Origin of the sequence: Streptomyces sp. NPDC059092 (genome assembly GCF_042756365.1) — a bacterium.
Classification (GTDB): domain Bacteria; phylum Actinomycetota; class Actinomycetes; order Streptomycetales; family Streptomycetaceae; genus Streptomyces.
The window spans coordinates 1-24,897 of the sequence record NZ_JBHZEJ010000054.1 but is presented as its reverse complement, the minus strand read 5'-3'; the positions used below and the strand labels follow the sequence as shown (position 1 = coordinate 24,897).

19 protein-coding genes are annotated in these 24,897 nt (G+C 71.1%); 9 read left to right on the top strand and 10 right to left on the bottom strand.

Annotated elements, in window-relative coordinates; all coding sequences use genetic code 11:
- Window positions 1–22: 22 nt before the first annotated feature.
- A complete protein-coding gene (locus ACFXPL_RS26535; RefSeq protein ID WP_384924212.1) occupies window positions 23–802 on the bottom strand; it encodes a sulfite exporter TauE/SafE family protein in 780 nt (259 codons plus the stop codon).
- Between the two features lie 232 nt (window positions 803–1,034).
- Here ACFXPL_RS26535 and nirB point away from each other — a divergent pair, with 232 nt between their 5' ends.
- Together nirB and nirD are read left to right on the top strand one after the other, a co-directional pair.
- Window positions 1,035–3,584 (top strand): nitrite reductase large subunit NirB, encoded by a 2,550-nt coding sequence (gene nirB / locus ACFXPL_RS26530; RefSeq protein ID WP_384924210.1) that lies wholly within the window; start codon window positions 1,035–1,037, stop codon window positions 3,582–3,584.
- Window positions 3,581–3,970: a nitrite reductase small subunit NirD gene (gene nirD / locus ACFXPL_RS26525; protein ID WP_384924208.1), complete on the top strand. Its 390-nt coding sequence runs from the start codon at window positions 3,581–3,583 to the stop codon at window positions 3,968–3,970. The genes nirB and nirD overlap by 4 nt, the downstream gene beginning before the upstream one ends.
- A 246-nt stretch (window positions 3,971–4,216) precedes the next feature.
- Here nirD and ACFXPL_RS26520 read toward each other — a convergent pair whose 3' ends face one another.
- From ACFXPL_RS26520 to dusB, 4 genes are all read right to left on the bottom strand, one after another.
- On the bottom strand, window positions 4,217–5,236 hold the full coding sequence (locus tag ACFXPL_RS26520) for an ArsR/SmtB family transcription factor (RefSeq protein ID WP_384924206.1): 1,020 nt from the start codon (window positions 5,234–5,236) through the stop codon (window positions 4,217–4,219).
- A gap of 566 nt (window positions 5,237–5,802) precedes the next feature.
- Window positions 5,803–8,469, bottom strand: coding sequence for a pyruvate, phosphate dikinase (gene ppdK / locus ACFXPL_RS26515; RefSeq protein ID WP_384924249.1), 2,667 nt, complete (start codon window positions 8,467–8,469; stop codon window positions 5,803–5,805).
- Window positions 8,470–9,050: 581 nt separating this feature from the next.
- Window positions 9,051–12,431 (bottom strand): S8 family serine peptidase, encoded by a 3,381-nt coding sequence (locus ACFXPL_RS26510; protein ID WP_384924204.1) that lies wholly within the window; start codon window positions 12,429–12,431, stop codon window positions 9,051–9,053.
- Between the two features lie 132 nt (window positions 12,432–12,563).
- On the bottom strand, window positions 12,564–13,694 hold the full coding sequence (gene dusB, locus ACFXPL_RS26505) for a tRNA dihydrouridine synthase DusB (RefSeq protein WP_384924202.1): 1,131 nt from the start codon (window positions 13,692–13,694) through the stop codon (window positions 12,564–12,566).
- 66 nt (window positions 13,695–13,760) lie between these two features.
- Here dusB and ACFXPL_RS26500 point away from each other — a divergent pair, with 66 nt between their 5' ends.
- Entirely contained in the window at window positions 13,761–15,275 is a 1,515-nt protein-coding gene (locus ACFXPL_RS26500; protein WP_384924200.1) for an MFS transporter, read from the top strand.
- 226 nt (window positions 15,276–15,501) lie between these two features.
- On the opposite strand, the gene ACFXPL_RS26495 is transcribed toward ACFXPL_RS26500, so the two are convergent.
- On the bottom strand, window positions 15,502–15,744 hold the full coding sequence (locus tag ACFXPL_RS26495) for a DUF6243 family protein (RefSeq protein WP_384924198.1): 243 nt from the start codon (window positions 15,742–15,744) through the stop codon (window positions 15,502–15,504).
- Between the two features lie 270 nt (window positions 15,745–16,014).
- Between ACFXPL_RS26495 and ACFXPL_RS26490 the strand changes: the two genes are divergently transcribed.
- Window positions 16,015–17,034 carry an aldo/keto reductase gene (locus tag ACFXPL_RS26490; RefSeq protein WP_384924196.1) on the top strand — a complete coding sequence of 340 codons (1,020 nt, stop codon included), beginning with the start codon at window positions 16,015–16,017 and terminating at the stop codon, window positions 17,032–17,034.
- A 171-nt stretch (window positions 17,035–17,205) separates the two neighbouring features.
- A complete protein-coding gene (locus tag ACFXPL_RS26485; RefSeq protein ID WP_384924194.1) occupies window positions 17,206–17,790 on the top strand; it encodes a TetR/AcrR family transcriptional regulator in 585 nt (194 codons plus the stop codon).
- Window positions 17,791–17,862: 72 nt separating this feature from the next.
- On the opposite strand, the gene ACFXPL_RS26480 is transcribed toward ACFXPL_RS26485, so the two are convergent.
- Both ACFXPL_RS26480 and ACFXPL_RS26475 read right to left on the bottom strand, forming a co-directional pair.
- Window positions 17,863–18,069: a hypothetical protein gene (locus ACFXPL_RS26480; RefSeq protein ID WP_384924192.1), complete on the bottom strand. Its 207-nt coding sequence runs from the start codon at window positions 18,067–18,069 to the stop codon at window positions 17,863–17,865.
- A 134-nt stretch (window positions 18,070–18,203) separates the two neighbouring features.
- Window positions 18,204–19,583: a glycine--tRNA ligase gene (locus tag ACFXPL_RS26475; protein WP_384924190.1), complete on the bottom strand. Its 1,380-nt coding sequence runs from the start codon at window positions 19,581–19,583 to the stop codon at window positions 18,204–18,206.
- A gap of 155 nt (window positions 19,584–19,738) precedes the next feature.
- Here ACFXPL_RS26475 and ACFXPL_RS26470 point away from each other — a divergent pair, with 155 nt between their 5' ends.
- The 4 genes from ACFXPL_RS26470 to ACFXPL_RS26455 all read left to right on the top strand — a co-directional run bounded on the left by ACFXPL_RS26470 (window position 19,739) and on the right by ACFXPL_RS26455 (window position 23,114).
- Entirely contained in the window at window positions 19,739–20,734 is a 996-nt protein-coding gene (locus ACFXPL_RS26470) for a metal ABC transporter substrate-binding protein (protein ID WP_384924188.1), read from the top strand.
- A 79-nt stretch (window positions 20,735–20,813) separates the two neighbouring features.
- The gene (locus ACFXPL_RS26465; protein ID WP_384924186.1) at window positions 20,814–21,653 is read left to right on the top strand and encodes a metal ABC transporter ATP-binding protein; all 840 of its coding nucleotides are present in this window, start codon (window positions 20,814–20,816) and stop codon (window positions 21,651–21,653) included.
- A 2-nt stretch (window positions 21,654–21,655) separates the two neighbouring features.
- Entirely contained in the window at window positions 21,656–22,585 is a 930-nt protein-coding gene (locus tag ACFXPL_RS26460; RefSeq protein WP_384924184.1) for a metal ABC transporter permease, read from the top strand.
- Between the two features lie 88 nt (window positions 22,586–22,673).
- On the top strand, window positions 22,674–23,114 hold the full coding sequence (locus tag ACFXPL_RS26455; RefSeq protein WP_384924182.1) for a Fur family transcriptional regulator: 441 nt from the start codon (window positions 22,674–22,676) through the stop codon (window positions 23,112–23,114).
- Window positions 23,115–23,181: 67 nt separating this feature from the next.
- Here ACFXPL_RS26455 and ACFXPL_RS26450 read toward each other — a convergent pair whose 3' ends face one another.
- Complete coding sequence (locus tag ACFXPL_RS26450) at window positions 23,182–24,024, bottom strand: isoprenyl transferase (RefSeq protein ID WP_384924180.1); 843 nt, start codon at window positions 24,022–24,024, stop codon at window positions 23,182–23,184.
- A gap of 46 nt (window positions 24,025–24,070) precedes the next feature.
- Complete coding sequence (recO, locus tag ACFXPL_RS26445; RefSeq protein WP_384924178.1) at window positions 24,071–24,820, bottom strand: DNA repair protein RecO; 750 nt, start codon at window positions 24,818–24,820, stop codon at window positions 24,071–24,073.
- Window positions 24,821–24,897: the final 77 nt, after the last annotated feature.

Below are 24,897 nucleotides of genomic sequence, written 5' to 3'. Positions count from 1 at the left end.
GGCCGGGGCGAAGCAAGGGTCGTCACGCCGTCCACTGGTCGAACGCGAGCTTCGCGACCAGCGAGAACACCACCACCAGCAGCACCCCGCGGACGAACTCGCTGCCCTTCCTGAGCGCCATCCGCGCGCCGAACATCCCGCCCGCCAGGTTGAAGACCGCCATCAGCCCGGCGAGCTGCCACAGGACCGTGCCGTGGTACGCGAACATCGCGAGCGCGCCGGCGTTCGTGCAGACGTTCACGATCTTCGCGGTGGCGGACGCCGTCACCAGATCCAGGTGGAGCACGGCGGTGAGCCCCAGTACGAGAAACGTTCCCGTGCCCGGCCCGAAGAGCCCGTCGTAGAAGCCGATCCCGCCGCCCACCAGCACGATCGCGAGCACCGTACGCCGCCGCCCCACCGGGCCGCCCGCCTGCGCCCGGCCGAACGACGGCCGCAGCATCACGAAGGCGGCCACCCCCAGCAGCACCACCATGATCACCGGGCGCAGCGTCTCGCTGCTGATCCCGGCCGCGAAGAACGCGCCGGTCATCGACCCGGCAAGGGCCATGAGGCCGATCCGTACGGCCGTCCCCACGTCCACCGGCGCCCGGCGCGCGTACGTGACCGCCGCGCCCGTCGTGCCGACGATGGCCACCGCCTTGTTGGTGCCGAGGATGTGTGCGGCGGGGACGTGCGGCAGCCCGAGCAGCAGCGCGGGCAGGAGCAGCAGCCCTCCCCCGCCGACCACGGCGTCGATCCAGCCCGCCGCGGCGGCGGCGAGACAGAGCAGGAGCAGCACGGTCAGCGGTATGTCGGGCATGCTCGCGACCTTATGGACGGAATACATGGCCTGTCCAACGACATAGCCGGCCCGCTGACGCCGCCCTCCGGCCCGCCGGCGCGCTCCCGCCCGCTCCCCCTCCCGCGCCCCCTCACACCCGCGCGCCGGGCGCGCTGAGCGCAGCGTTCCGTCCGGGAAACGGCGGCGATGCGGCCGGGTAACAGCCACCGCGCAGGCTTCCAGCCACGACCTACCGATGGAGGCCCCCGAGATGTCCACCCCCACGATCGTGGTCGTCGGCCACGGAATGGTCGGCCAGCGGTTCCTGGAGGCCCTGGCCGAACGCGGCGTGACCGGGCGGGCCCGGGTCGTCGTGCTCTGCGAGGAGCCGCGCCCCGCCTACGACCGGGTGCGGCTCAGCTCGTACTTCGACGGCCGTACGCCCGAGGACCTCACCCTCGGCGAGCCGGACTTCATGGCGCGCCACTCCATCGAGCTGTACGTCGGTGACCCGGCCGAGACCGTGGACCGCGCCGCCCGCACGGTCACCTCGCGGGCCGGGCGGGTCTTCGCCTACGACTCGCTCGTGCTGGCCACAGGCTCGTACCCCTTCGTACCGCCCGTGCCGGGCAAGGACGCGACGGGCTGTTTCGTCTACCGCACGATCGAGGATCTGCTCGCGATCGAGGAGTACGCGATGACGGCCCGCACCGGCGCGGTCGTCGGCGGCGGGCTGCTCGGTCTGGAGGCGGCGGGTGCGCTGAAGGGGCTCGGGCTCGCCACGCACGTCGTGGAGTTCGCCCCCCGGCTGATGCCCGTGCAGATCGACGACGGCGGTGGCGCGGCCCTGCTGCGCACGATCGAGTCGATGGGGCTGACCGTCCACACGGGCGTGGGGACGCGGGAGGTGACGACGGACGCCGACGGGACCGTCACGGGCATGGCGCTGTCGGACGGTTCCGTGCTCGACACCGATCTCGTCGTCTTCTCGGCGGGCGTGCGCCCGCGCGACCAGCTCGCCCGCGACGCCGGGCTGACGGTCGGCGAGCGCGGCGGTGTGGCGGTGGACGCGCAGTGCCGTACGTCCGACCCCGACGTCTTCGCGATCGGCGAGTGCGCGCTGGCGTCGGACGGCCGGGTGTACGGGCTGGTGGCCCCCGGGTACGAGATGGCGACGACGGTCGCGGACGTCCTCGCGGCGGACGGGGCCCACGCGGACGGGGCCGGCTTCACCGGCGCCGATCTGTCGACCAAGCTGAAGCTGCTGGGCGTGGACGTGGCGTCGTTCGGTGACGCGCACGGGGCCGCGCCCGGCTCGCTGGACGTCGTCTACTCCGACCCGCAGGCCGGTGTCTACAAGAAGCTCGTGGTGGACGGCGAAGGCACGCTGCTCGGCGGTGTGCTCGTCGGGGACGCCGACGCGTACGGCATGCTGCGCCCCCTCACCGGGAGCGTACCGCCGGTCCCCGCGGCCCAGTTGGTGGTGCCGGCCGGGCTCGGCGCGCCACCGGCGATGGGTCCGGAGTCGCTGCCGGACGAGGCCGTCATCTGTAGCTGCCACAACGTCAGCAAGGGCGCCGTCTGCGCCTGCTCGTCGCTGCCCGAGGTGAAGAAGTGCACCAAGGCGGGTACGGGCTGCGGCAGTTGCGTCAAGGTGATCGGCCAGTTGCTGGCCGCGAGCGGCAACGGGCCTGCCGACAAGGGGCTGTGCGGCTGCTTCCCGTACACCCGGAGCGAGTTGTACGAGATCGTCCGCACCCTGCGCTTCACCTCGTACGCCGGGCTGCTCGACTCGCACGGCCGCGAGGGCGCGCGCGGCGGTGACGGCTGCGAGGTCTGCAAGCCGACCGTCGGCTCGATCATCGCCTCGCTCGCCCCCGCGCTGGGGGTGAGCGGCTATGTGCTGGACGGCGAGCAGGCCGCACTCCAGGACACCAACGACCACTTCCTCGCCAACATCCAGCGCAACGGGTCGTATTCGATCGTGCCGCGGATCCCCGGCGGCGAGGTCACCCCGGAGAAGCTGATCGTGATCGGTGAGGTGGCCCGGGACTTCGGTCTCTACACGAAGATCACGGGCGGCCAGCGGATCGACCTGTTCGGTGCCCGCGTCGATCAGCTGCCGCTGATCTGGACGCGGCTGGTGGACGCGGGATTCGAGTCGGGGCACGCGTACGGGAAGTCGCTGCGGACGGTCAAGTCCTGTGTGGGGCAGACCTGGTGCCGCTACGGCGTGCAGGACTCGGTGAAGATGGCGATCGACCTGGAGCTGCGCTACCGGGGGCTGCGCTCGCCGCACAAGCTGAAGTCGGCGGTGTCGGGGTGCGCGCGCGAGTGCGCGGAGGCGCGTGGCAAGGACTTCGGGATCATCGCCACGGCCAACGGCTGGAACCTCTACGTCGGCGGCAACGGCGGCGCCGACCCGCGCCACGCGGATCTGCTGGCGCAGGACCTGGACGACGACGGACTGGTGCGGCTGATCGACCGGTTCCTGATGTTCTACATCCGGACCGCCGACCGGCTGGAGCGTACGTCCGCGTGGCTGGAGCGGATCGAGGGCGGTCTCGACCATGTGCGGGACGTGGTGGTCGATGACTCGCTGGGGCTCTGCGCGGAGCTGGAGTCGCTGATGGCGGCGCATGTCGCCGGGTACCGCGACGAGTGGGCCGAGACCATCAACGACCCCGAGCGGCTGCGGCGGTTCGTCTCGTTCGTCAACGCGCCCGACGCGCCGGACCCGTCGGTGAAGTTCGTACCGGAACGCGATCAGGTCAAGCCGGACCTGGTTTTCCTCACCCTGGAAGGGGCGACCGCCCGATGACCGCATCAGACACGCTGGAAGTGCTGCTCGGGGACGACGAGTGGTTCCCCGTCTGCGAGCTGCCCGCGCTCACCCCGGGGCGCGGGGTGGCCGCGCTGCTCCCGGACGGCCGCCAGGTGGCGCTGTTCCTGGACCGGTCGGGGCGGCCGTACGCCGTCTCCAACCGGGATCCGTTCTCCGGGGCGTACGTCCTCTCCCGCGGCCTGACCGGCACGCACGAGGGACGGTTCTTCGTGGCGTCCCCGCTGCTCAAGCAGCGCTTCGAGCTGGCGACCGGCCGCTGCCTGGACGACGACGAGGCCGCCGTCCAGGCGTACGAGGTACGGGTAAGGGCGCGGGACGAGGAGCGGGTACGGGACGAGGTGCGGGTGCCCGCCACGACGTAGCGCGGGCGGTGCCGTTGAGCGTGAAGCCGCTCGGGGCGGTGTTGCCGCCGCTCCAGGCGCCGTTGAAGCCGAGGGAGGTCGAACCGCCCACCGCGATCGCCGCGTCGCGGCTGGTATCGAGGGCACGTTGGCGGTGAAGCCGGTGCTCCACCGGCCATCCCCTCCCCCGGTCAGCGGCTCGCCCCCGCAGGAGGGGATGGCCGTCCTGCCCCCGCGCCCCGGCGGCCCTCCCTCCCGCGGGATCGTCTACGAGCCGACCGCTCCCCCGGCGTAGAGCCCGTCCGTCGCGGCACGGCCGCGCAGCAGGGCCGTGCCCAGCGGGGTCAGCGTGTGCAGCACGGCGTTGCCGTGGCGCAGGGTGACCACCAGGCCCGACTCTCTTAAGACACAGGCATGCTGACTGGCCGAGGCGAGCGAGACGCCTGTCCTGCGGGCGAGTTCGCTGGTGGTCGCGCCCTGCTCGATGGCCTGGAGGACCGCGGAGCGGGTGTGGCCGAGGAGCCGGCCGAGGGTGGGGCCGCCGCGCTCCGCGACGGCGGGCGCGTCGGAGTGCGTGACCGGGTAGACCAGCACGGGCGGCAGCGCGGGGTCCCGGGGGACCACCGCGGTGGAGCGGCAGAAGAAGGACGGCTGGAGCAGCAGGCCCCTTCCGCGCAGGTGCAGTTCACGCTGTACGGGATAGTCGGCCTCCAGCACCGGGCCGCTCCAGCGCAGCATCGGCGGGAGCGTGGCGAGCAGCCGGCCCGCGCCGCCGTCGAGCAGGGCCCGGCCGCGCAGCGCGCGGTCGCCGTCGACCCTGGCACGTATCTGCGGCCAGTACGGCTCCACGGCGACGCGGTAGTACGTACGCACCACCTCCACGAGCCGGGCGAGACAGCCGGGGCCTCCGTCGGCGAGCGGGGCGAGGCGGCCACCGGGGTCCCTGCGCTCCGGGCGGGCGCCGCCGACGGCGAGCAGGGCCAGTTCGGCGCGGATCCGCTCCTGCGGGGTCGCGCGCAGCGCTTCGAGCCCCGCCGCCATACCGAGGCGTCCTTGCGCGGGGGTGAGGAAATCCGGGAAATAGCCGCGCTGCGGAACGAGCGCCGAGAGCAGGCTTGTTTCACCTTTCAACCTGGTGCGCGTTTCCCCGCGCCATTCTCCGAAGACAAGCGGTCCGCGCCGATCCCGTATTCGGTGAAAACTGAGAATCGTCTCCCACAGCGGATCGGGCCCGGCAGCCATCCTGACCCCACCCAGGTCTTTGCCGGTGAAATGAATACGCAGCACTTCTCATCCCCACCTGTTGCGTCCACCATCGCGCCCCCATCACTGAGTATGCATGCCATCACCTGCTGTTACCACGGTGTTTCAGCCACAGTTGAAACGGGTCGCCGGGGCCCCTCGTCCGGCGAAAGGCTGTACCTCGTCGGGCATGAAACCTGAGCGACCGAAAAGGCGTGACGAAGGCCGTGGGGGGCTTTGTGCGCTTGGCGGCGGTCGGTACGGGTTGCGGCTCCGTGCCCGGCTCGCGTAATGGGCACGGCCGGTGGGTGGGGATCCTCCGGCCGTGCCCCTCTCCGTTGATTCTCATTCGACTCCGAGTCCGCGTTCACCGGCCCCGCGGAGAGCCACTGCCGCATTCCGCGCACGCGGACACGCACACGTCTCCGGACACGTCTCCGTACACATACGCATACGCATACGGAGACGTGACAGGGGCGGGCGCACCGCACAGCACGCCCGCCCCCTCTGTACCCGGGGCCGCCCCGCCGGCTCGGCGAGGGTGAGGGGTGAACCGCGGGAGCGGCCCCGGTGTCCGGTACGGGGCCCCGGAATCAGAGGCCCCCCGGTCGCTACCGCGAGTCGCTGCCGGCCGACTCCGCCGCCGCGCGCCCCGCCTCCAGCCGCGCCACCGGGATCCGGAACGGCGAGCAGGAGACGTAGTCGAGGCCGACCTCGTGGAAGAAGTGCACCGACTCCGGGTCGCCGCCGTGCTCCCCGCAGACGCCCAGCTTGAGCCCGGGGCGCGTGGCGCGGCCCGCCTCGACCGCGCTCCGTACCAGCGAGCCCACGCCGTCGCGGTCGATGGTCTCGAACGGCGAGACCCCGAAGATGCCCTTCTCCAGGTACGCCGTGAAGAAGCTGGCCTCCACGTCGTCGCGGGAGAAGCCCCAGACGGTCTGGGTGAGGTCGTTCGTGCCGAACGAGAAGAACTCGGCGGCCTCCGCGATCTGCCCGGCGGTCAGCGCGGCGCGCGGCAGTTCGATCATCGTGCCGAGCGCCAGCTTGAGTTCGCAGCCGCTCGCGCGCTCGACCTCGCAGATGACCTGTTCCGCCTCCTCCCGGACGATCTCCAGCTCCTGGACCGTGCCGACGAGCGGGATCATGATCTCCGCGCGCGGGTCGCCCTTGGCGTTCTTCCGCTCGGCGGCGGCCTCGGCGATGGCCCGTACCTGCATGGCGAAGAGGCCGGGGATGACCAGGCCGAGCCGTACCCCGCGCAGCCCGAGCATCGGGTTCTGCTCGTGGAGCTTGTGCACGGCCTGGAGGAGGCGCAGATCGTTCTCGTTGTGGTCCTTGCGGGCCTCGGCGAGGGCGACCCGTACCGACAGTTCGGTGATGTCGGGCAGGAACTCGTGGAGCGGCGGGTCGAGGAGCCTGACCGTCACCGGCAGGCCGTCCATCGCCTCGAACAGCTCGATGAAGTCCTTCTTCTGGAGCGGGAGCAGGGCACCGAGTGCCGTCTCACGCTCGTCCTCGGTGTCGGCCAGGATCAACTTCTCGACCATCTCGCGCCGCTCGCCGAGGAACATGTGCTCCGTGCGGCAGAGCCCGATGCCCTGGGCGCCGAAGCGGCGGGCGCGCAGCGCGTCCTCGGCGTTGTCGGCGTTGGCGCGTACGCGCAGCCGGCGGCGGCGGTCCGCGTACGCCATGATCCGGTGGACGGCCTCGACCAGTTCGTCGGCGTCGTCGGCGCCCGCGTGCATCCGGCCCTCGAAGTACTCCACGACGGGCGACGGCACGACGGGGACCTCGCCGAGGTAGACCTTGCCGGTCGAGCCGTCGATGGAGACGATGTCGCCCTCCTCGATGACCGTGGAGCCCGTGGTCAGCCGGCGCGCCTTCGTGTCGACCTCCAGTTCCTCGGCGCCGCAGACACAGGTCTTGCCCATGCCGCGGGCGACGACGGCGGCGTGCGAGGTCTTGCCGCCGCGCGAGGTGAGGATGCCCTCGGCGGCGATCATGCCTTCGAGGTCGTCGGGGTTGGTCTCGCGGCGGATGAGGATGACCTTCTCGCCGGAGCGCGACCACTTGATGGCGGTGTACGAGTCGAAGACCGCCTTGCCCACGGCGGCGCCCGGCGAGGCGGCGATGCCCCGGCCCAGCAGCTCGCGCTTGGCGTCCTCGTCGAAGCGCGGGAACATGAGCTGCGCGAGCTGGGCACCGGTGACGCGCTGGAGCGCCTCGGCCTCGTCGATCAGCCCCTGGTCCACGAGCTGGGTGGCGATCCGGAAGGCGGCGCCGGCGGTGCGCTTGCCGACGCGGGTCTGGAGCATCCACAACTGGCCGCGCTCGATGGTGAACTCGATGTCGCACAGGTCCCGGTAGTGGGTCTCCAGGGTCTCCATGATGGCCAGGAGCCGGTCGTACGACTCCTTGTCGATGGTGGCGAGTTCGGCGAGGGGGACGGTGTTGCGGATGCCCGCGACGACGTCCTCGCCCTGCGCGTTCTGGAGGTAGTCGCCGTACACGCCCTGGCGGCCGGTGGCCGGGTCGCGGGTGAAGGCGACGCCGGTGCCCCCGCCTTTGGACGTCTCCGTCGGGCCGAGGTTGCCGAAGACCATGGAGCAGATGGTGACGGCCGTGCCGAGGTCGCCGGGGATGCGCTCCTGGCGGCGGTAGAGCTTGGCGCGGTCGGTGTTCCAGGACTCGAAGACCGAGCGGATCGCGAGGTCCATCTGCTCGCGCGGGTCCTGCGGGAAGTCGCGGCCCGCCTCGCGCGTGACGATCTTCTTGAAGTGCTCGACCAGCTTCTTCAGGTCGGCCACGGGCAGATCGACGTCGGTGGCGGCCCGCCTGGCCCGCTTGGCCTCGTCGAGCGCGTCCTCGAAGAGCGCGCCGTCGACACCGAGCACGGTCCTGCCGAACATCTGGATCAGCCTGCGGTACGAGTCCCAGGCGAAGCGCTCGTCGCCCGCCTGCGCGGCGAGCCCGGTGACCGAGGCGTCGGAGAGGCCGACGTTGAGGACGGTGTCCATCATGCCGGGCATGGAGAACTTGGCGCCGGAGCGTACGGAGACGAGCAGCGGGTCGTCGGACTGGCCGAGCTTCTTGCCCATCCGGGTTTCGAGGGCGTCGAGATGGACGCCGACCTCGTCGCGCAGGGCGGCCGGTTCCGTACCGCTGCCGAGGTAGATGTTGCAGGCTTCCGTGGTGATGGTGAAGCCGGGCGGGACGGGCAGCCCGAGGTTGGTCATCTCGGCGAGGTTGGCGCCCTTGCCGCCGAGGAGATGCTTCAGGTCTTTGTTGCCCTCGGTGAAGTCGTAGACGTACTTGACGTGCGGCTCGGAGGTCTTCCCGGAGTTTCCCTCGGGGACGGCTACGTGGGAATCACTGTTTTCCGGCACGGTCTCGACTCCTCGACGACGCGGTGGCTGACCTGGCTGGCGAGGAACATACCCAGATCGAAGGTGCCTGGGTACGGCCACTTAACTGTCATACGGCCTTAACCGCCCGTCCGCCACCGGATCGAAAGCACCCCGGCGGCGACGGGGCGCGCGCCGCTCCTTCACGCCTCGAAGCGGGCATGACCCGAGCATGACCTCTTGCGCTCACATGAGCAATGACATCGACGTCTGAGTTCACTTCTTGAAGGCCGGAAGGGGTGGCACGGCGTGCCACCCTTCCAGAGGTACAACCACGCAAGATCCGCTCATCTGAGCTTCTCCATCATCAAACGTGGCGAGAATCACCCCTTCGGCGCGCCGTGCCGCGCGGCACGGCGGCGGGCCGGGCGGGCGTGACGCGCATGACGGATGTGATGGATGTGCCCCCGGAGGTGAAGGGGCTCCGGGGGCACAAGGATGGTGCGGACAGGGTGTCAGGAAGCCTGCGGGGTCAGCAGGTACGCGTCCGTGACCGTCACCTGGTAACCGTTGCCCTCGGTGTCCTTCAGCGCGCCCTTGAGCGAGACCGATGTGGCCGAAGCGGGGTGGTCCAGCGTGACGCCGCGCTCACCGTTCTCGGTGGTGACGGGCGCCTTCCGCCAGGTGGCACCGCCGTCGTAGGACGCCTCGACCGTCAGGGACGCGACGCCCTTCTCGGCCGCGTTGCCCTTGACGACGAGCGGGACCCTCAGCGTCGTGCCCGCCTCGGCGGTGCTGGCCAGACTCAGCTCCGGGGCGAAGCCGAGGGTGGACAGCGGCAGTACGACCACCTCATCGCCGGGCGAGGCCGAGGTGAACGTCCACTCGGCGCTGACGTGCGTGGAGACCCGGGCGACCCCGGGCTCGCGCGACGCGTCGATGCTCACCGTGTACGCGGACTCCTTCGCCGGCAGCCCGGAGACCTGGATGCAGGGGTTGTCCTGCTCCTGGAACGTCTTCCCGTCCACCGTCACCTTCGCCTTCACCACGGCCCCCGCCGTGTGGCCGGGACGGCCCGAGGTGTCGGAGAACACCGGCTGGCACACGACCGCGAAGTCCTGGACGCGCGCCAGATCCCCGGCCCGGATGTCCGGGGCGAAGACGCCGACGTTCAGGGTGACGCCGTAGTTCCGGCCCGCCTCGTACCGCAGGCCCTCGTTCCGGTCGAAGAGCACCTCGTACCAGCCCTCGAAAGGCACGTCGGCGGGCGTCTGCCCCATGCCGAAGGACCAGCGGTAGCCGGGCGGCGTGGTGACGTACTGCTTCGAGGTGTTGGGGAGGGGAACCTCGTTGCCGCCTCCGCCGACCCCCATGAAGTCGTTCCACCACATGGGGTGGACCGAGCCCAGCTTGCCCGGCGCCGGGGCGCCCACCCGCGCCTCGATCTCGGCGAGTTCACTCCGGTCGGCCCGGTGGGTGAAGCCGTCGTACATGCTGCCGTCACGCGTGTAGAGCAGGCTGTACGTGTCCCCGCCGGCCGCCAGCGTGGTGCTGACCTGGGCCTGGAACTCCTTGCCCGACACCGTCCCGCCGACCGAGCCGGTCGAGAAGCCGTCCAGCGAGTCCATGTGGAAGAGGCCGTAGGCGCCTCCGTCGCCGATGGCGAGTTTCCACGACACCGACGCGTGCGTCGGCTCCGCGGCCACGGGGGCCGTGACGGCGAGCGGCTTGGCGTCGCGCCCGTCGAAGACGACGCTCAGGTCCTCGGTGACGCTCAGCTTCTGCTGGACCAACTGCGAGAATTCGCTCTCCTGGCCGCCCTTGGGGGTGATGATCGGCGCGTCCACCAGGTAGTCGCCCTTGGGCAGGCGGACCGTGACCTTGCCGTCGCCGGTCCACTGCGAAGACTGCGCGCCGGTGGCACGGTCGACGAACGCGACGAATGCCTCGCCCGGGTCACCGTTCCTGTTCAGCAGGTTCACCGTGACGTCGTACGACTCGGCCTCGCGTGTGATGCCGAAGGCCGTCCGCAGGCTCTGACCGCCCGCCTTCGCCCCACCGCCCTTCGCAGCCCCGGCCTCCGTCGCCACCAGCGCGCCGGAGAAGGCGCCGTACGCGTCGCTGACGCGGGTGTCCAGGGTCAGCGCGACCTTCGCCGTGCCACCGGCGGGCACGGTGACCCGCCGCGTCCCGGTCGTGGCCAGGCCGCCGGGTGCGGGCTTCCCGTCGGGGGCGACGGCCTCCGTCGCCACATCGAGGGTGACGGCCTCGGTCCCCTCGTTGCGGTACGTGACCTCCTTGGTGACGGGTTCCGCGCCCTCCGCCGACCAGCGCTGGGTGCCGAAGCCGATCGAGGTCTCCTCGGTGACGACGGTCTGGGTGATCGCCTTCGCCACGTCGGTACGGCCCGTGCCCTGCTGGAACGCCGTCAGCCCCTCGGTGGCGACGGCCGAGGCGGTGAGGGCCCGCTTGAGCCGCTCGCCGCTCCAGTCCGGGTGCCGCTGCGCGAGGATCGCCGCGGCGCCCGCGACGTGCGGCGCCGCCATCGACGTACCGCTCATGGCGACGTAGCCGTCGCCCGCCGGGGAGCCGAGGGTGCCCTCGGCCGCCTCGGCCGCGACGATGTCCACGCCGGGCGCGGTGATGTCGGGCTTCAGCGATCCGTCGGCGGACGGTCCCACGGAGGAGAAGCCGGCGAGGGCGTCCTCCCGGTCCACCGCCCCGACCGTGAGGGCCGACGCCGCGCTGCCGGGCGATCCGATGGTGCCCGCGCCGGGTCCCGCGTTGCCCGCCGAGACGACGAAGAGGATGCCGCTGCTCTCGGAGAGCGAGTCGACGGCCTCCTCCAGCGGGTCGATCTCGGCGCCGTCGTAGCCGCCGAGGCTCATGTTCGCGACCTTGGCGCCCTCGTCGGCCGCCCACTGCATCGCGCCCAGGATGGCCGAGTCGGAGCCGTACCCGTCGTCGTCGAAGACCTTGGCGTCCAGGATCCGGGCCTTGGGGGCGACGCCCCGGTACTTCCCGCCCGCCTTGGCGCCGCTGCCGGCGATGGTCGAGGCCACGTGGGTGCCGTGCCCGACGCGGTCCACGGCGTCGACGGAGCCGGAGAAGTCCTTCTCCTCGACCTCCACGCCCGCCAGATCCGGGTGGGTCTGGTCCACGCCGGTGTCGATGACGGCGACCTTCACCCCGTCGCCCTCGTACCCGGCCTCCCAGGCGGTGGGCGCGCCGATCTGAGGGACGCTCCTGTCCAGGTCCACCCGGCGCTTGCCGTCGAGCCACACGCGGCTGATGCCGGAGGCCGCGACGCGGGCCTCGGACCTGCCCGCGTCGGCGGTCAGTGCCTGCCACACGTCGTCGGTGCCGTCCTTGGCCGCCGAGACGGCCTGACCGTCGACGGCGGGGAGGTTCCGCCCGGCCTTCGCGCCCGACGCGGCGACGCGCGACTTCGCCGTACCGGCGCCCGCGCTCCGGTAGGAGACGATCAGCGGGAGCGTGTCGCGGTGGGCGTCGTCGTACTCGGCCCGGACCAGGCCGGTCACGTCGAACAGCCGCCGGTCCACCGTGCCCTGCCCGACGAGCCGCAGGGCGTCGGTCGGGATCACGTACGTACGGTCGCCCTCCCGGCGGACCGACATCCGGAGGTGCTCGCGGCCCGCGGCGGGACGCACCCGGGCCACGTCGCCACGGCCGTCCACGTCGACCCGGTCACCGGTGATCAGCGTGACCGTGGCCGCGCGGGGCGCGGAATCCGGGCCTAAGGCCTGGCCCCCGCCGGGTGTTCCCGGTGCCCCCGGTGTCGCGGCGCCGGCCGTGGTCGCCAGCCCGGCGGCGAGCGCCACCGCGACGGCGACGGCGCCCGTCCTGTATCCAGCGGGTCTGCTGGGTCTGCGCATCGAAGCTGCCCATCCTTCTCGTCGGAGAGTCAGAGAAAGACGAACGCTGCTGCGCCGGTGTGATCACCGGAGGACCGTAGGACAACGTTTCCATAACGCGTTCCGGGCACGCGCCGGACCCTGTGCGGTCGGTCAGCCGCCGGAGGTGTCCAGCTCCGCGTCCGCGCCGATGCCCGCGCGGTCGTACGGGTCCTTCAGCCAGCCGTCCGGCAGGACGACCCGGTTGTTCCCCGACGTACGCCCGCGCGGCCCGTCCGCGCCGTCCGGCCACGGCTGCTCCAGGTCGAGCCCTGCCATCAGCTCGTCCAGCTCCGCGAGCGACGAGGTGATCGCGAGCTGCTTGCGCAGCTGCGAGCCGACCGAGAATCCCTTCAGGTACCAGGCCACGTGCTTGCGGAAGTCGATCACCCCGCGGGCCTCGTCGCCGATCCACTCCCCCAGGAGCTGGGCGTGGCGCCGCATGACGGTCCCCACCTCGCGCAGTGTCGGCGCCGCGACCGTCCCGGTGCCCTCGAACGCGGCCACCAGGTCGCCGAAGAGCCACGGCCGCCCCAGGCAGCCGCGCCCCACGACCACCCCGTCACAGCCGGTCTCGCGCACCATGCGCAGCGCGTCCTCGGCCGACCAGATGTCGCCGTTGCCGAGCACCGGGATCTCCGGTACGTGCTCCTTGAGGCGCGCGATCGCCTCCCAGTCGGCGGTGCCGCCGTAGTGCTGCGCGGCGGTCCTGCCGTGCAGCGCGATGGCTGTCACGCCCTCCTCGACAGCGATCCGCCCCGCGTCCATGCAGGTGAGGTGGTCATCGTCGATGCCCTTGCGCATCTTCATCGTGACGGGCAGATCGCCCGCGTTGGAGACGGCCTCGCGCAGGATCGCGCGCAGCAGGGGCCGCTTGTACGGCAGGGCGGAGCCGCCGCCCCTGCGGGTCACCTTGGGCACCGGGCAGCCGAAGTTGAGGTCGATGTGGTCGGCCAGATCCTCGTCCACGATCATGCGGACCGCCTTGCCGACGGTGACCGGGTCCACTCCGTAGAGCTGGATCGAGCGCGGTGTCTCGGTCGCGTCGAAGTGGATGAGCTGCATGGTCTTCTCGTTGCGCTCGACCAGGGCCCTGGTCGTGATCATCTCGCTGACGAACAGCCCCTTCCCTCCGCTGAATTCCCGGCACAGCGTGCGGAAGGGGGCGTTGGTGATTCCGGCCATGGGGGCGAGCACGACGGGCGGGGTCACGGGGTACGGGCCGATGGCGAGTGGGGCGGTCATCCGGCCATTGTCGCGCACGGAGACATTCATTAGTTAGCCGTACTAGTCAGTCGTACCATCGGAGGTATGCCCGAGCTGAGCCCCAGGCGGAAAATACTGGTGCTGGCGATCTGTTGCATGAGTCTTCTGATCGTCAGCCTGGACAACACCGTCCTCAATGTCGCCCTCCCCTCCATGCAGCGAGAGCTCCACGCCTCGGTCTCCGGGATGCAGTGGACGATCGACGCCTACACCCTCGTCCTCGCCTCGCTGCTGATGCTCTCGGGCTCCACCGCCGACCGGATCGGCCGCCGCCGGGTCTTCCAGACCGGGCTCGTCCTCTTCACGCTCGGTTCGGCGCTCTGCTCCCTCGCCCCGAACCTCACCTCGCTCGTCGCGTTCCGGATGGTTCAGGCCATCGGCGGCTCGATGCTCAACCCCGTCGCGATGTCGATCATCACCAACACGTTCACGGGACCGCGCGAGCGCGCCCGCGCCATCGGCGTCTGGGGCGCCGTCGTGGGCATCTCGATGGCGGCGGGGCCGCTGGTCGGCGGGGTGCTGGTGGACACGGTCGGCTGGCGGTCCATCTTCTGGGTCAACCTGCCGATCGGGCTGGCGGCGCTGCTGCTGACCTGGCGGTACGTCCCCGAGTCCCGGGCGCCGAAGCCGCGTCGCCCCGACCCCGTGGGGCAGCTCCTGGTCATGGGCGTCCTCGGGGCGCTGACGTACGCGATCATCGAGGCGCCCGCGAAGGGGTGGACCTCGCCGCTGATCGTGTCGTTCGCCGCCTTCTCCGCGCTCTGTCTGGTGGGGCTGGTCCTGTACGAGCCGAGGCGTGCCGAACCCCTGATCGACCTGCGCTTCTTCCACAGCGCGCCGTTCAGCGGGGCGACCGTGATCGCCGTGTGCGGCTTCGCCGCGCTGGGCGGTTTCCTCTTCCTGAACACGCTCTACCTCCAGAACGTGCGTGGCCTGTCCGCACTCCACGCGGGCCTCTACATGCTGCCCATGGCGGCCCTGACCTTCCTCTGCGCCCCGCTGTCGGGCCGGCTGGTCGGCAGCCGTGGCCCCCGGCTGTCCCTGCTGGCCGCGGGTACGGCGATGACGGCGAGCGGGCTGCTCTTCGCCGCGCTGGACGCCGAGGCGACGACCGGGCTGATGTTCACCGGGTACGTGCTCTTCGGGCTCGGCTTCGGCATGCTGAACGCCCCCATCACCAACACCGCCGTCTCCGGGATGCCCCGTGCCCAGGCGGGTGTGGCGGCGGCCGTCGCCTCCACGAGTCGCCAGATCGGCCAGACGCTGGGGGTCGCGGTGATCGGCGCGGTCCTGGCGGGCGGGGTGGCCGCGAGCGCGGCGGCGGGCGGGGCCGGTTCGGCCGCGTACCGTACCGGGTTCGACGACGTGAGCGGCACCGCGTGGTGGATCATCACGGCGTGCGGGCTCTGCGTCCTGCTGGTGGGCGCGCTGACCAGCGGCGCGTGGGCGCGCGGAACGGCGCTGCGTACGGCGCGACGTCTGGAGTCCGAGCCCTCCCCTGCGGCGGGCCTGGCGACGTCCGGGGCGCGGACGCGGGCGGAGACGAGAGCCGACTCCTGAGCCGACGGCCACGCGGCGACGAACCGCTTGGCCCGGTCGCGCACCGGGTCCGGGGAGACATGAGCCAGTCGCCCACCGGGTCCCGGGAGACATGAGCCAGTCGCCCACCGGGTCCCGGGAGACATGAGCCGGTCGCCGGGACCGAGGCAGACATGGGTGTGGGCCCGGATCACCTCGTGATCCGGGCCCACACGCGCTGTTCCGTGGCGGAGGGGTGCGGGCGCCGTCAGGCCTGCGGCGTGCCCTCGCCGGCCGCCGGGGCCGTGTCGCCCGCCGGGGTCGTGCCGTCGTGGTCGCCCTGCTCCTGGGCTCCCGCGCGCTCCCGCATCTTGCGCAGCAGCTCCTGCTTCTGGTCGGCGGCGGCCTTGCGGTTGGCGTCGCGGGCGGGGCCGCTGGACTGCGGGTCCGTGCGGCTCAGCTTCGTGCGCTGTCCGCCCACGCCGAGAAGGTTGTTGCGGCTCTTTGCCACGGGGTTCTCCCGAAGTGATGAGAAGTGATCTGCGGAATCGTCGGTGGGGGGCGGTGCGGTGACCGCCGCGCTCTCACTCGTAGATCTGGAAGAACATGCCCGTGACGCTACCACCGGCCGCGACCGGGAGGTAACGCGTTTTCCGTGGGCCCGGGCGGCCCTGGGGCGGCGGACGACTCGCCGAACACCCGAACGGATGACAGATATTGAAATCTGTCATCCGTCATGCCATCGTTGAGATGTCCGGATTCACGTACGGAGGAAGCCGCCATGACCACCCACGCCATCCCCGCCCGCCGCCTCGGCGCCACCGGCCCCCAGGTCTCCGCCCTCGGCCTCGGCTGCATGGGCATGTCCCCGCTGTACGGAGAGGTGGACCGCGCCGAGTCCATCGCCACCCTGCACGCCGCGCTCGACGCGGGCGTCACCCTGCTCGACACCGGCGACTTCTACGCGATGGGGCACAACGAGCTGCTGATCGCGGAGGCGCTGCGCACCGCGCCCGCGGCGGCCCGCGAACGGGCGCTCACCAGCGTCAAGTTCGGCGCTCTGCGCGACCCCGACAACGGCTGGAGCGGGTACGACGGACGCCCGGCCGCCGTCAAGAACTTCGCCGCGTACTCCCTCCAGCGGCTGGGCACCGACCACATCGACATCTACCGGATCGCCCGCGTCGACCCCGGCGTCCCGATCGAGGAGACCGTCGGCGCCATCGCCGAGCTGGTCCAGGCCGGCCACGTACGCCACATCGGCCTCTCCGAGGCGGGCAGCGACACCATCCGGCGGGCCGCTTCCGTCGCCCCGATCGCGGACCTCCAGATCGAGTACGGACTGATCTCGCGCTCCATCGAGGACAACATCCTGGCGACGGTCCGCGAGCTGGGCATCGGCATCACGGCGTACGGGGTGCTCTCGCGCGGGCTGATCAGCGGCCACTTCACCCGTGACCGCGAGCTGAGCCCGGGCGACTTCCGGGCGGCCAGCCCGCGCTTCCAGGGGGAGAACCTCGACCACAACCTGGCGCTGGTCGAGTCCCTGCGCGAGATCGCCGAGCAGAAGGGCGTCACGGTCGCGCAGATCGCCATCGCCTGGGTGCTCGCCCAGGGCGAGGACATCGTCCCGCTCATCGGCGCCCGGCGCCGTGACCGGCTGAGCGAGGCCCTGGGCGCCCTGGACGTCACGCTCGACGCCGCCGATCTCACCGCCCTCGACCGGGCCTTCCCTGCGGGCGTCGCGGCGGGCGACCGCTATCCGGCCGCGCAGATGTCGTCCCTGGACAGCGAGCGGTGACGGCGGCGCGGCAGGACCGCGCACGGCCCTGGCGGGCGGCACGGGCGGCTCACCCGTCGGGTCGCCACGCCTGGCGTGACAGGTAGTGTCACCAGGCACGCCGGGCCACGTACCGCCGTACGGGCCCCAGGAGCCGCACGAGCCGCATGAGCCATGAGAGGTCGGGCATCCATGTCCCCCGAGCCCCTGACCGCCGAGCGCATCCTCGAAGCCACCGAGGAGGTGCTGCGCCGTTACGGGCCGGCGAAGGCGACGGTGGTCGATGTGGCACGGCTGCTCGGGGTCAGTCACGGCAGTGTCTACCGGCACTTCAGGACGAAGGCGGTGCTGCGCGAGGCGGTCACGGCGCGCTGGCTGAGCGGTACGGAGCGGGTGCTCCAGGAGATCGCCGACGGGGCCGGAGAGCCGGGCCCGGAGAAGCTGCGCGGCTGGCTGCTGGCGCTGTTCGACGCCAAGCGCCTCAAGGCGGGGGGCGACCCCGAGCTGTTCGCCACGTACTCCGTGCTCGCCGAGGAGCAGAGCGACGCGGTGGACGCGCATCTGACGAAGCTGACCGGACAGCTCACGCGGATCGTCGAAGAGGGCGTGCGGGCGGGCGAGTTCGTGGCGCCCGACCCGGCGGGCGCGGCCGGGGCGCTCTTCGTGGCGACGGCGCGCTTCCACGATCCGTGCTACGCCCCGGAGTGGCGGAAGCCCACGATCGACGCCGAGTTCACCGCCGTGTCCGATCTGCTGCTGCGTGGCCTGAAGCCCTGACGGCTGGAGACGGCGCCCGCCTCCGTCCCTCCCGCGCGGCTGCCCGCCCGGCTGCCTGCCGGCCTGCCGATGTCAGCTCGTCGCCGGGTCCACCGTGGCCTGGTGGGCCTCGGTGAGGTGTTCCTCGGCCTTGAGCCAGGGGAGGAACTGGGCCCCCTTCCGCCAGCCGCAGGTGTCACATATCAACGACCGCTGCACACCTGTCTTCTGCACACGGACGACATGTTCCCGTCCGTGCTGATCCCATCGGCTGACCTTGCTGGTGGTGGAGGACGGCATGATCCGTTCCTCTCTTGTCGGGGAGCGCCCAGTGTGCCGCAAGGATCCGCCGTGGAGCGCGGGCAGGCCCCCGGTTCCGCCTCGGAACCGGGGGCCTGCCCGTAACTCTCTTGGATTATCGGGTACTTCGGGGTTCAGCAGCCGAGCAGGTGCTCACCCAGGTAGCTCTGGATCCGGTCCAGCGAGACGCGCTCCTGCTTCATCGTGTCGCGCTCGCGCACCGTCACCGCGTTGTCGTCCAGGGTGTCGAAGTCGACGGTCACGCAGAACGGCGTGCCGATCTCGTCCTGGCGGCGGTAACGGCGGCCGATGGCGCCCGCGTCGTCGAACTCGATGTTCCAGTTGCGCCGCAGGTCCGTCGCGAGGCCCTTGGCCTTCGGCGAGAGCTGCGGGTTGCGGGAGAGCGGCAGCACGGCGACCTTGACCGGCGCGAGGCGCGGGTCGAGCCGCATCACGGTGCGCTTCTCCAGCACGCCCTTCGCGTTGGGCGCCTCGTCCTCGTTGTACGCGTCGAGGAGGAAGGCGAGCATCGCGCGGCCGACACCGGCGGCGGGCTCGATGACGTACGGGGTCCAGCGCTCGCCGGCCTCCTGGTCGAAGTACGACAGGTCGTGGCCCGACGCCTTGGAGTGCGCGGAGAGGTCGTAGTCCGTGCGGTTGGCGACACCCTCCAGCTCGCCCCACTCGCTGCCGCCGAACTGGAAGCGGTACTCGATGTCGGCGGTGCGCTTGGAGTAGTGCGAGAGCTTCTCGGCCGGGTGGTCGTACCAGCGCATGTTCTCCTCACGGAGACCCAGGTCGCGGTACCAGTTCCAGCGCTGCTCCATCCAGTATTCCTGCCACTCCTCGTCCTCGCCCGGCTTGACGAAGAACTCCATCTCCATCTGCTCGAACTCACGCGTGCGGAAGATGAAGTTGCCCGGAGTGATCTCGTTCCGGAAGGACTTGCCCATCTGCGCGATGCCGAACGGCGGCTTCTTGCGCGAGGTCTGCTGCACCTGGGCGAAGTTGGTGAAGATGCCCTGCGCGGTCTCGGGGCGCAGGTAGGCGACCGAACCGGAGTCCTGCGTCGGGCCGAGGTGGGTGGAGAGCAGACCGGAGAACTGCTTGGGCTCGGTGAAGGTGCCCTTGTTTCCGCAGTTCGGGCAGTTCAGCTCCGCGAGGCTCGCGGGGGCCTTGCCGTGCTTCGCCTCGTACGCCTCCTCCAGGTGGTCGGCGCGGAAGCGCTTGTGGCAGGAGGTGCACTCGGTGAGCGGGTCGGTGAAGGTCGCGACGTGGCCGGACGCCTCCCAGACCTCCGTGGCGAGGATCACCGACGAGTCGATGCCGACAACGTCCTCGCGCGAGGTGACCATGTAGCGCCACCACTGACGCTTGAGGTTTTCCTTCAGCTCGACTCCGAGCGGCCCGTAGTCCCAGGCGGCTCGCTGACCACCGTAGATCTCACTGCACGGGTAGACGAAGCCACGGCGCTTGCTCAGGTTGACGATGCTGTCGATCTTGTCGGCGGCCACGGGTCTCTCTTCATTACGACGACGACGAACGGCGAATGCTTCAGATTAGCGGCGCGCGCACCCCTTCGATCAAATCGGTGCGGAGCAAGCGACATTCCGACCCGTTACCCGACCCTTGTTGACAATCGTTTCCACTTTTGTTGAAAATGAGTGTCATGAACGTACGACGCCTCATACCCACCGCCACTCTCGCCGGTACCGTCACCCTCGGCATGGTCGCGCTGTCCGCCTGCTCTTCCTCCACCGACGCCACGGGGAAGAGCGCTGACGGCAAGCTCGCGGTGGTCGCGTCGTTCTACCCCATGGAATACCTGGCCCGGCAGATCGGCGGCGACCACGTCTCCGTCACCACCCTCACCAAGCCCGGCGTCGAGCCGCACGACCTGGAGCTGAAGCCCCGGCAGGCCGCCCAGCTCGGCGAGGCCGGCGTCATCCTCTACCTCAAGGGCATCCAGCCCGCCGTGGACAAGGCCATCGGCCAGTCCGGGGCGAAGACGGTCATCGACGCGACGACCCTCACGACCCTGGAGAACCACGGCACGGAGACCGGCCACGACCACGGTCACGACGACCACGCCGGTGAGGCCGCCGACGACGCGGACCACGCACACGAGGAGTCCACCACCGACGGCAAGGACCCGCACATCTGGCTCGACCCGGTGCGGTTCGCCGAGGTCGCCAAGGGCGTCGGCGCCTCCCTGGAGAAGGCCGACCCCGACCACGCCGCCGCGTACAAGAAGAACACCAGCGCGCTGGTCACCAAGCTGGACGGCCTGAACACGTCGTTCAAGGAGGGCCTCGCCGACACCGGCACCAGGACGTTCATCACCACCCACGCCGCCTTCGGCTACCTCGCCGAGCGCTACGGTCTGGAGCAGGAGGCCATCGCCGGCATCGACCCCGAGTCGGAGCCGAGCCCCGCCCGGGTGAAGGAACTGGAGACCATCGCGAAGCGGGACAAGGTCACCACCGTATTCTTCGAGACACTCGCCAGCGACAAGACCGCCAGGACGGTGGCCGGGGACTCCGGGCTCAAGACGGACGTCCTCGACCCGATCGAGGGAATCACGGACAAGACCAAGGGCCGTGACTACATCGAGGTCATGCGGTCCAACCTCGACGCCCTGCGCACCGCGCTCGGCGCGAAATGAGGTGACGTGACACGGAGCGGGCGAAACGATTCCCCTGACAGCGGCGACAGCGACGAGACCAGCAACGGAGGCGCCTGACATGGCGACGGTGGAGAGCGATCACGCCAGGGCGGCGGAGCGCGCCGGGGCGCACCCCGGTACCGACGGCGGACCGCCGCCCGTCATCACCGTCCGCGGCGCCACCGCCACGCTCGGCTCACGCCCCGTGCTGCGCGGCATCGACCTCACCGTGCGCCGCGGTGAGGTCGTCGCCCTGCTCGGCGCCAACGGCTCCGGCAAGTCCACCGCCGTACGCTCCGTGATCGGCCAGGTACCCCTGGGCGACGGCGAGATATCGCTCTTCGGCACCCCGCTGCGCCGCTTCCGCGACTGGCGGCGCGTCGGCTACGTACCGCAGCGCACCACCGCCGCGAGCGGCGTGCCCGCGACCGTCCGCGAGGTCGTCTCCTCCGGCCGGCTCTCCCGTACGAGCCCCCTGCGGCTGGGATGGCCCACCAAGGCCGATCGTGCGGCCGTTCAGCGGGCCATCGAGCTGGTGGGCCTCGCTGACCGCGCCAAGGACTCCGTGGGCGCCCTGTCGGGCGGCCAGCACCAGCGCGTACTGATCGCCAGGGCGCTCGCCTCCGAGCCCGAGCTGCTGATCATGGACGAGCCGATGGCGGGCGTCGACCTGGCCAGTCAGGACATCCTCGCGGCGACCCTGCGCGAGCAGGTCGCGGCCGGCGCGACCGTCCTGCTCGTGCTGCACGAACTCGGCCCGCTGGAGCCGCTGATCGACCGCGCGGTGGTGCTGCGCGACGGCTGCGTGATGCACGACGGACCGCCGCCCAAGGCCGTCGGCCAGCACGCCCTGCCCGGCCACGACCACGTCCACCCCCACGCGGCCGGCGAGCCGCTCCGTACAGGACTGCTGACCTGACCATGGAAATCCTTGAGACCGCCCTCATGCAGCGGGCGCTGCTCGCCGCCGTCCTGGTCGGCGTCACCGCGCCCGCCGTCGGCATCTACCTCGTCCAGCGCCGCCAGGCCCTGATGGGCGACGGAATCGGCCATGTGGCGATGACCGGGGTCGGCCTCGGCTTCCTGCTCTCCACCAGCCCCGTGTGGATGGCCACGCTCGTCGCGGTCATCGGCGCCGTCACGATGGAGCTGATCAGGGCGTACGGCCGCACCCGCGGCGACATCGCGCTGGCGATGCTCTTCTACGGGGGCATGGCGGGCGGCGTGCTGCTGATCAACCTCGCGCCGAACGGTTCCAACGCCAACCTCAGTTCGTACCTCTTCGGCTCGCTCTCGACGGTCTCGCCCTCCGACATCACCGCGATCTCCGTACTCGCCGGTTTCGTGGTGCTGGTCACCGTGGGTCTGCGGCGGCAGCTCTTCGCCGTCAGCCAGGACGAGGAGTTCGCCCGGGTCACCGGGCTGCCCGTACGCGCCCTGAACCTGCTGATCGCGGTGACCGCCGCCGTGACGGTCACGGTCGCCATGCGGGTGGTGGGGCTGCTGCTGGTCAGCGCGCTGATGGTGGTGCCGGTGGCGGCGGCGCAGCAGGTCACGCGTTCGTTCGTGGTCACGTTCGTGCTCTCCGTCGTGATCGGTACGGCGGTGACGCTGGCCGGCACGGTCACCTCGTACTACCAGGACGTACCGCCGGGCGCGACGATCGTGCTGATCGCGATCGGGGTCTTCGTGCTCCTGACCGCGCTCGCGACACCGCTGGCCAGACGCCGGGCCCGCGCGCCGAGGAACGCGGAGGCGGACCTCGTACAGGCGGACGGAGCCGGACCGGCGACGACGGACGTACGGAACGTTCCCGGCGCCCGGCGGCCCGCGGAGGACGCCACGGCGTGACCGCGAGCCGGTGACCGGACTGGCAGAATGGGGCCCGTAGACAAGCGGGCAACGCCCGGAGGACACGGGCAGAGGCAAGGAGGCACCTGTGACGACTGCGCCCAGCGGCGGACCGAGCGCGGCCCCCGTGCGCGGCCGATCGACCCGCCAGCGCGCCGCGGTGGCGGCGGCGCTCGACGAGGTGGACGAGTTCCGCAGCGCTCAGGATCTCCACGACATGCTCAAACACCGGGGCGACTCGGTGGGACTGACCACCGTCTACCGCACACTCCAGTCGCTCGCCGACGCGGGCGAGGTCGACGTGCTGCGCACGAACGACGGCGAATCGGTCTACCGGCGCTGCTCGACCGGCGACCACCACCACCATCTCGTCTGCCGGATCTGCGGCAAGGCGGTCGAGGTCGAGGGGCCCGCCGTCGAGCAGTGGGCGGAGACGATCGCGGCCCAGCACGGCTATGTGAGCGTGGCGCACACGGTGGAGATCTTCGGCACCTGCGCGGAGTGCGCGGCAGCCGCCGCCAAGAACTGAACCGCGCGGACGGGTGGGGCTCCGGTGGTCACCGGAGCCCCACCCGTCCGTCCGTCCGCCGCAGCCGCTAAACCTGCTCGGCCTGGACCGGAATGTCCGCGTCGGCCCCCGCGTTGGGCAGCGCCCCGCCGAAGCGGCGGTCCCGGGAGGCGTACTCCAGGCAGGCGCGCCACAGGTCGCGCCGGTCGAAGTCCGGCCACAGCACGTCCTGGAAGACCATCTCCGCGTAACTGCTCTGCCAGATCAGGTAGTTGGACGTACGCTGCTCACCGCTCGGCCGCAGGAAGACATCCACGTCCGGCATGTCCGGGTAGTACAGGTACTTGGCGAAGGTCTTCTCGTTGACCTTGGACGGGTCGAGCTTGCCGGCCGCGACATCGGCCGCGAGCGCCTGCGCCGCGTCGGCGATCTCCGCGCGGCCACCGTAGTTGACGCAGAAGTAGAGCGTCATGGCGTCGTTGTCCTTGGTCTGCTCCTGCGCGACCTGGAGCTCCTGGACGACCGACTTCCACATCTTGGGCATCCGGCCGACCCAGCGGATCCGGATCCCCAGCTCGTCCATCTCGTCGCGGCGGCGCCGGATGACATCGCGGTTGAAGTTCATCAGGAAGCGCACCTCGTCGGGCGTGCGCTTCCAGTTCTCGGTCGAGAAGGCGAACAGGGAGAGGTTCTTGACCCCCATCTCCAGGCAGCCCTTGAGCACGTCGAGGACGACGCCCTCGCCCACCTTGTGGCCCTCGGTGCGCGGCAGCCCGCGCTCCTTGGCCCAGCGGCCGTTCCCGTCCATGACGCAGGCCACGTGCTTCGGCACCAGATCGCCGGGGATCTTCGGCGGCACCGCCCCCGACGGATGCGGCTCCGGCGTCTTGTACTCGCGGCGGGAGCGTCCCAGGATTCCGCGTCGTGCCATGCGCTTCTCGTCTCCTCGTTCCTCGCTCAGCTCTTCGCTGTCCGAGCTAGTTCTTCTCCACGTACCTGAGGGAGCGCAGGCCGCGCTCCAGATGCCAGTGCAGATAGGCGGACACCAGCCCGCTGCCCTCCCTGACGTGGCGCGCCTCGCACGCGTCGGCCGTCGCCCAGTCCCCGGTCAGCAGCGCGCTGAGCAGCCCGACGGCCTCAGCAGAGGGTACGACGCTGCCGGGCACCCGGCAGTCGCCGCAGATGATCCCGCCCGCCGCGACGGAGAAGAACCGGTTGGGACCGTGCAGCCCGCACTTCGCGCAGTCGTCGAAGCTCGGCGCGTACCCGTTGACGGCGAGGGAACGGAGCAGGAAGGCGTCCAGGATGAGATGGGGCGCGTGCTCCCCCCTGGCGAGGGTCCGCAGCCCGCCGACGAGCAGCAGGTACTGCTGGACGGCCGGCTCACCCTCGTGGTCGGTGAACCGCTCCGCGGTCTCCAGCATCGCGGTGCCGGCGGTGTAGCGGGCGTAGTCGGAGACGATGCCGCCACCGTACGGAGCGATGGTCTCGCTCTGGGTGCACAGCGGCAGGCCGCGCCCGATCAGCTCGCTGCCGCGCGCGAAGAACTGCACGTCGACATGGGAGAACGGCTCCAGCCTCGCCCCGAACTTGGACTTGGTCCTGCGCACCCCCCGGGCGACGGCGCGGACGCGGCCGTGGCCGCGGGTCAGAAGCGTGATGATGCGGTCGGCCTCACCGAGCTTCTGGGTGCGCAGCACGACGCCGTCGTCCCGGAACAGACTCATGCCGCCATTCTCCCGCATGCCCGGGCACCGGTTTCCCGTGCGTACGAGAGGCGCCTGCGGCGCGTACGGGCCGTACG

What these genes read in the sequence shown, in the direction of transcription:
- ACFXPL_RS26510 (WP_384924204.1), bottom strand. Translation starts at nt 12,431, where the DNA reads ATGCGCAGACCCAGCAGACCCGCTGGATACAGGACGGGCGCCGTCGCC.
- ACFXPL_RS26480 (WP_384924192.1), bottom strand. Translation starts at nt 18,069, where the DNA reads ATGCCGTCCTCCACCACCAGCAAGGTCAGCCGATGGGATCAGCACGGA.
- nirD (WP_384924208.1), top strand. Translation starts at nt 3,581, where the DNA reads ATGACCGCATCAGACACGCTGGAAGTGCTGCTCGGGGACGACGAGTGG.
- ACFXPL_RS26450 (WP_384924180.1), bottom strand. Translation starts at nt 24,024, where the DNA reads ATGGCACGACGCGGAATCCTGGGACGCTCCCGCCGCGAGTACAAGACG.
- ACFXPL_RS26470 (WP_384924188.1), top strand. Translation starts at nt 19,739, where the DNA reads ATGAACGTACGACGCCTCATACCCACCGCCACTCTCGCCGGTACCGTC.
- recO (WP_384924178.1), bottom strand. Translation starts at nt 24,820, where the DNA reads ATGAGTCTGTTCCGGGACGACGGCGTCGTGCTGCGCACCCAGAAGCTC.
- dusB (WP_384924202.1), bottom strand. Translation starts at nt 13,694, where the DNA reads ATGACCGCCCCACTCGCCATCGGCCCGTACCCCGTGACCCCGCCCGTC.
- ACFXPL_RS26490 (WP_384924196.1), top strand. Translation starts at nt 16,015, where the DNA reads ATGACCACCCACGCCATCCCCGCCCGCCGCCTCGGCGCCACCGGCCCC.
- nirB (WP_384924210.1), top strand. Translation starts at nt 1,035, where the DNA reads ATGTCCACCCCCACGATCGTGGTCGTCGGCCACGGAATGGTCGGCCAG.
- ACFXPL_RS26465 (WP_384924186.1), top strand. Translation starts at nt 20,814, where the DNA reads ATGGCGACGGTGGAGAGCGATCACGCCAGGGCGGCGGAGCGCGCCGGG.
- ACFXPL_RS26460 (WP_384924184.1), top strand. Translation starts at nt 21,656, where the DNA reads ATGGAAATCCTTGAGACCGCCCTCATGCAGCGGGCGCTGCTCGCCGCC.
- ACFXPL_RS26485 (WP_384924194.1), top strand. Translation starts at nt 17,206, where the DNA reads ATGTCCCCCGAGCCCCTGACCGCCGAGCGCATCCTCGAAGCCACCGAG.
- ACFXPL_RS26500 (WP_384924200.1), top strand. Translation starts at nt 13,761, where the DNA reads ATGCCCGAGCTGAGCCCCAGGCGGAAAATACTGGTGCTGGCGATCTGT.
- ACFXPL_RS26535 (WP_384924212.1), bottom strand. Translation starts at nt 802, where the DNA reads ATGCCCGACATACCGCTGACCGTGCTGCTCCTGCTCTGTCTCGCCGCC.